Below are 5,465 nucleotides of genomic sequence, written 5' to 3'. Positions count from 1 at the left end.
GCCGTTGTTCGGCGCGGTCTGCCAGATGTGCCACAACGCGTTGTCGCCGCCGACCACGAACACTTCGAGCCTGCCGTCGGCGTTGTTCATCACCACCGGGGGACTCGTGATGTACCCGCCCAGGCTCTGCCAGCCGCTCCACCCGTTGTTGGGCGCGGTTTGCCAGATGTGCCACAAGGCCCCGTCGCCGCCACGCGCGAAGACCTCGATGCGGCCGTCGGCGTTGCGGCCCACGGCCTGGCGGTAACCGAGCGGCGCGGCCACCTCCATCGCGGGCGCCGCCGCGGGCTCGGGCCCGCTCGGCTGCGCCTGCGAACTGCCCACCCCACCCACCACGAGCGCGGTGGCGACGAGTGCGATGCCGGCGACCACCCGCCCGACGAGTCGACCTCTCATGTTGCGTTCCTCCGGTGTCCTGCGCTGGCGACGATTGCCCGTCCAGCACAGTCCCGGGTGTGGCGGACCGCAGGGTGAACCTCGGAGATCCACCCGATCCAGCAGGTTTATCCACCACGGAGGCGTTAGCCGTTCCACTGAACGTGAGGGGAAAGGCCGTGCTCCCCGGTCGGATGTCACACCTGAGGGGACGGGTGGTCGCCCGGCCGCGCCGGGCGACCGCCCACCACGCCTACCCCACCTCGTAGCCGGTGGCCGGGACGGCGTTGGCGCCGATCACCCGGGCCAGCGTCCGACCGCTGCGCTTCACCGTGCGCGCCTGCGTGGCGTAGTCCACGTGCACGATGCCGAACCGCTGGCTGTACCCCGCCGCCCACTCGAAGTTGTCCAGCAGCGACCACGCGAAGTACCCGCGCACGTCCACCCCCGCCTCGACGGCCCGGTGCACCGCGCGCAGGTGGTCGACCAGGTAGCGGGTGCGCGCCTCGTCGTCCACCTCGCCGTCGCGGACCACGTCCGGGAACGCCGAGCCGTTCTCGGTGATCACGAGCGGCAGGCCGACGTCGCGGCCGAGGCGTTCCAGCAGCGCGGTGAGGCCGCTCGCGTCGATCTCCCAGCCGAACCCGGTGACGTCGCCGCGCGCCGGCAGGAACTCCACGCCCCGCAGGCCGGGGAACGGCCCGTCGTGCGCCAGCAGCGGGTCGGCGGCCGGGGCGACGCGGGTGGGGCTGTAGTAGTTCACCCCCATCCAGTCGATCGGCGTGGCGATCACGTCCAGGTCGCCGTCGTGCACGGCGGCCGTCCAGTCGCCGAGCCACGCGGTGTCCTCGACGACGTCCGCCGGGTAGCCGCGGCCGCCGAGCGGGTCGAGGAACAACCGGTTCTGCAACCCGTCCACCTTGCGGGCAGCCTCCAGCTGCGAGTCGTCCTCGACCGTCAACGCGCAGAAGTTCAGCACGATGGAGAACTCGTGGTCGTCCCGCGCCTGCTCGCGCATCGCCCGCACGGCCAGGCCGTGCCCGAGCAGGAGGTGGTGCGCGGCTTCCAGCGAGCCCTTCGGGTCGACCACGCCGGGCGCGTGGATCCCGTTGGCGTACCCGAGGAACGCCGAGCACCACGGCTCGTTCAGCGTGGTCCACTGCCGCACCCGGTCGCCCAGGTGGGCGTGCGCGATCGCCGCGTACTCGGCGAACCGGTGCGCGGTGTCGCGGTTGCGCCACCCGCCCGCGTCCTCCAGCGCCTGCGGCAGGTCCCAGTGGTAGAGCGTGACCACCGGCTCGATCCCCCGGGCCAGCAGCTCGTCCACCAGCCGGTCGTAGAACGCGAGCCCCCTGGGCTCCACCCGGCCCGAGCCGAGCGGCAGCACGCGCGGCCACGCCAGCGAGAACCGGTACGCGCCCAGCCCCAGCTCCGACATCAGGGCGACGTCGTCGGCGTAGCGGCGGTAGTGGTCGCACGCCGGCTCGCCGGTGTCGCCGCCGAGCACCGCGCCCGGCCTCGCCGCGAAAGTGTCCCAAATGGACGGACCACGCCCGTCCACCGCGGTCGCCCCCTCGATCTGGAAGGACGCCGTCGCCGCTCCCCACCGGAAGTCCGGCGGGAAGCGCAACAGGTCGCCCCCGACCCCGGTGTGCGGGTCCGTTGTCGTCATCCGCGAGATCACCCCTTCACCGCCCCCTGCATGATCCCGCCGACGATCTGGCGCGCCAGCAGGACGAAGATCGCCACCACCGGCAGCACCGCGAGCGACGCGCCGGACAGCATGAGCGAGTAGTCCGTGTAGTAACCGCTGGCCAATGTAGACAATGCCACCTGCACCGTGGGGCTGTCGTTCGGGTCCAGCACGATCAGCGGCCAGAAGAAGTCGTTCCAGGCGGTCATGAACGTGAACATGCCCATCACCGCGGCCTGCGGGCGCACCGCCGGGAACGCCACGTGCCAGAACGTCCGCAGCACCGAGCACCCGTCGACCCGGGCGGCCTCCACCAGCTCGTGCGGCACGGACTCCTCGCACGCCTGCCGCATCCAGAAGACCGAGAACGCGCCGATCAGCGCGGGCACGATCACCGCCTGGAGCGTGCCGTACCAGTCGAGGTCCGACATCAGCATGTAGAGCGGGATGACGCCGAGCTGCGTGGGCACCATGGACGTGCCGACCACGACCAGGAACAACGCGTCACCGCCGCGGAACCGCAGCCGGGCGAACGCGAACCCGGCCAGCGTGCCCAGCACGACGTTGCCGATCGCCACCGTGCCCGCGACCACGAGCGAGTTCTGCATCGCCAACCAGAAGTCGACGGTGTCGAACACCCTGCTCAGGTTGTCGAACAGGTGGCCGCCCGGCACCAGCGACGGCACCGCGTCGCCGAGCGCCGAGTTGTCCTTGCTCGCGATGAGGAACGAGTAGTACAGCGGGAACACCGACGCGACCAGGACGACGACGAGCACCGCGTACGCGAACGGCCCCGCCTTCGTCGCGCGCTTGGTCCGGAGCACCGGCCTCACCCCTTCGACGCGATGCGCCGCGCCACCGCGAAGTTCACGACCGCGACCACCAGGATCACCAGGAACAACACCCACGCGATGGCCGAGGAGTAACCCGCGTCGAACAACCGGAAGCCCTTCTCGTACAGGTACATCACCAGGGTCTGGAACTGCCGGTCGTCGCCGCCGGTGCCGGTGGCCGTGCCGCCCGGGTCGAACAGCTGCGGCTCCACGAACAGCTGCATGCCGCCGATGGTGGACACGATGACGGTGAACAGGATCGTCGGCCGGATGCTCGGCACCGTGATCGACCAGAACACCCGCCACCGCGACGCGCCGTCGAGCATCGCCGACTCGTACATGTCCTTGGGCACCGACTGCATCGCGGCCAGGTAGATCAGCGCGTTGTAGCCGGTCCAGCGCCACATCACCATCGAGCTGATCGCGAGGTGGGAGGCCCACGTCTCGGCGCGCCAGTCCACCGGGTCGAGACCCACGACGCCGAGCACCGCGTTGACGATGCCGAAGTCGCGGCCGAAGAGCTGGGCGAACACCAGCGCCACCGCGGCCACCGAGATCACGTTGGGCAGCAGCACCCCGGCCCGCCAGAACGCCCGGCCGCGCAGGCCGCGGTCGAGCAGGGCGGCCAGGCCGAGCGCGGCGAACAGCTGCGGGACCGTGGAGAGCAGGAACAGGCTGACCGTGTTGCCCAGCGCGTTCCAGAAGTTCGGGTCCGCCAGCAGGGCGGTGTAGTTGTCCAGGCCGGTGAAGCCCTGGTCGCCGTCGATCAGCTGCCAGTCGTGCAGCGAGACCCACGCGGTGTAGAGCAGCGGGTAGAGCCCGAAGACGCCGAACACCGCGAAGAACGGCGCGACGATCACGTAGGGCGTGTACTTCGTGTCGAACCGGCCCAGCCGGTCGCGCCACGACAGGCGCCGCGCGGACGGCGGGACGGGCGTCGTGCCCCGTCCCCCCCGCGCCCCATCCGGTGCGATAGTGACATTTGCGCGTCCCGCGCGTCCCCGACGGCCTGGGCGAACGCGTCGGCGGCGGACTGCTTGCCGGTCTCCACGCGGGAGAGGGCGTTGTTGAACACCGGGGTGACCTTGGTGTCCTTGGTGCCGCGGTAGGTCGGCTTGAGGCTCTCCGCCGAGTCGCCGAAGATCCGGCCGACCGGCGCGGAGTTGAAGTACTCGTTCGTCGTCGCGGTGACCTCGGGGTCCTGGTACGCGGCGGGCTCGCTGGGCAGGTTGCCGGTCTCCTTGAAGATCCGCTTCTGCTGCTCGGGCGCGGTCAGCCACTTGGCCAGCTCGTAGGCCGCCTTCGGGTGCTTGCCCTGCTTGGGCACGGCCAGGAACGAGCCGCCCCAGTTGCCGCCGCCACCGGGCGCGGCGGCCACGTCCCACTTGCCGGCCGCCTCGTCGCCGGCGCCGGCCTTGATCAGCGCGAGCGCCCAGGCCGGGCAGGTGGTGGTGGCGAAGGACGCCTGCTTGAGCGCGACGTTCCAGTCCTGGCTGAACGGCGCGACGGCGGCGGTCTGCTTCTTCTCGCCCAGGCTCGCGGCGAGCGTGAACGCCTTCTCGACCTTGTCGTTCCGGTCGCCGATGAACGAGTCGTCGGCCTTGGCGAAGTAGCCCTCCTCGGTCTGGTCGAGGATGGCCTTGTAGACGTTCTGCGCGGCGTCGAGGAACTTCACGCCCGGCGTCTTCCGGCTGAACGTGTCGGCGACCCGGGCGTAGTCCTCCCAGGTGGGCCACAGCGCGCCGACGGACTCGCGGTCCGAGGGCAGGCCCGCGGCCTCGAACAGGTCACGCCGGTAGCACAGCGCGAGGCTGCCCATGTCGGTGCCGAGGCCGAGCACGAAGTCGCCGTTGTCGGTGGTGCCCTGGTTCCACTTCCAGGCCGCCCACTGGCCCTCCAGCTCCTTGGCGCCGTAGTCCGCGAGGTTGACGAACTTGTCCTTGGACTGGCGGAACTGCGCGATGGCGCCTTCCTCGATCGCCACGATGTCGGCGGCCCCGCGACCGCCCGCGAGCTGGGTGGCGAGCTGCGTGTGGTGCTGCTCCATCTTGACCGTGCGCTGCTCGATCTCGATGCCGGGGTGCGCGGCCTGGTACTCCTTGATCAGGTTGGTGTAGCCGAAGTCGGAGAAGACCCCGATCGACAGCTTGATCGTGCCGTCACCCGCGTCACCTCCCCCGCCACCACACGCGGCCACCAGCGCGGCGCTCAGCGCCACCGCGGTGATCGACGTCGTCCGGCCGACCGGGTTCCTGCTCATCCGTCCTCCTCGACGCGCTCGCCGGGCTCGGACCCGACGTCGTGAGAGCGCTCTCATGAGAGCGCTCTCACACTGTGAGTCCCGGTTCGCGCTGTCAACCCGGGAAGAACCGGTCGACACCGTTCCGCAACAATCTGAAGCGCTTCGGAGAGCCGATCGCGACCGTCGCGCACGTTCCGTGAGCCCGGCGGCGGGAAGCGAAGAGCCGGGGGGGGGGGGCCCCCCCCCCCCCCCCCCCCCCCCCGGCAAAGGGGGTGGACCCCCCCCGCGGTCGCGGGCGCCGCCGCAAAAAAAGGGAACCCCG

At 70.9% G+C, this 5,465-nt stretch carries 4 protein-coding genes and 1 pseudogene; all 5 read right to left on the bottom strand.

Annotated elements, in window-relative coordinates:
* Positions 1–396 (bottom strand): annotated as a pseudogene (locus ACFXGA_RS05870) (hypothetical protein); the annotation flags it as partial.
* A gap of 232 nt (positions 397–628) precedes the next feature.
* Positions 629–2,047, bottom strand: coding sequence for a GH1 family beta-glucosidase (locus tag ACFXGA_RS05865; RefSeq protein WP_378084730.1), 1,419 nt, complete (start codon positions 2,045–2,047; stop codon positions 629–631).
* 8 nt (positions 2,048–2,055) lie between these two features.
* Complete coding sequence (locus tag ACFXGA_RS05860) at positions 2,056–2,892, bottom strand: carbohydrate ABC transporter permease (RefSeq protein WP_378084729.1); 837 nt, start codon at positions 2,890–2,892, stop codon at positions 2,056–2,058.
* A 5-nt stretch (positions 2,893–2,897) separates the two neighbouring features.
* The gene (locus ACFXGA_RS05855; RefSeq protein WP_378084828.1) at positions 2,898–3,758 is read right to left on the bottom strand and encodes a carbohydrate ABC transporter permease; all 861 of its coding nucleotides are present in this window, start codon (positions 3,756–3,758) and stop codon (positions 2,898–2,900) included.
* Positions 3,758–5,161 carry an extracellular solute-binding protein gene (locus tag ACFXGA_RS05850; RefSeq protein WP_378084728.1) on the bottom strand — a complete coding sequence of 468 codons (1,404 nt, stop codon included), beginning with the start codon at positions 5,159–5,161 and terminating at the stop codon, positions 3,758–3,760. Before ACFXGA_RS05850 ends, ACFXGA_RS05855 begins: the two co-directional genes overlap by 1 nt.
* Between the last annotated feature and the right edge of the window lie 304 nt (positions 5,162–5,465).

It is taken from the genome of Actinosynnema sp. NPDC059335 (assembly GCF_042752395.1).
Classification (GTDB): Bacteria; Actinomycetota; Actinomycetes; order Mycobacteriales; family Pseudonocardiaceae; genus Actinosynnema.
The sequence above is the reverse complement of the archived record's forward strand: the minus strand, read 5'-3'. Positions and strand labels throughout refer to the sequence as shown.

Bases quoted from the DNA above. Each gene is read 5' to 3' on its own strand.
- ACFXGA_RS05850 (WP_378084728.1), bottom strand. From the start codon at position 5,161: ATGAGCAGGAACCCGGTCGGCCGGACGACGTCGATCACCGCGGTGGCG.
- ACFXGA_RS05865 (WP_378084730.1), bottom strand. From the start codon at position 2,047: ATGACGACAACGGACCCGCACACCGGGGTCGGGGGCGACCTGTTGCGC.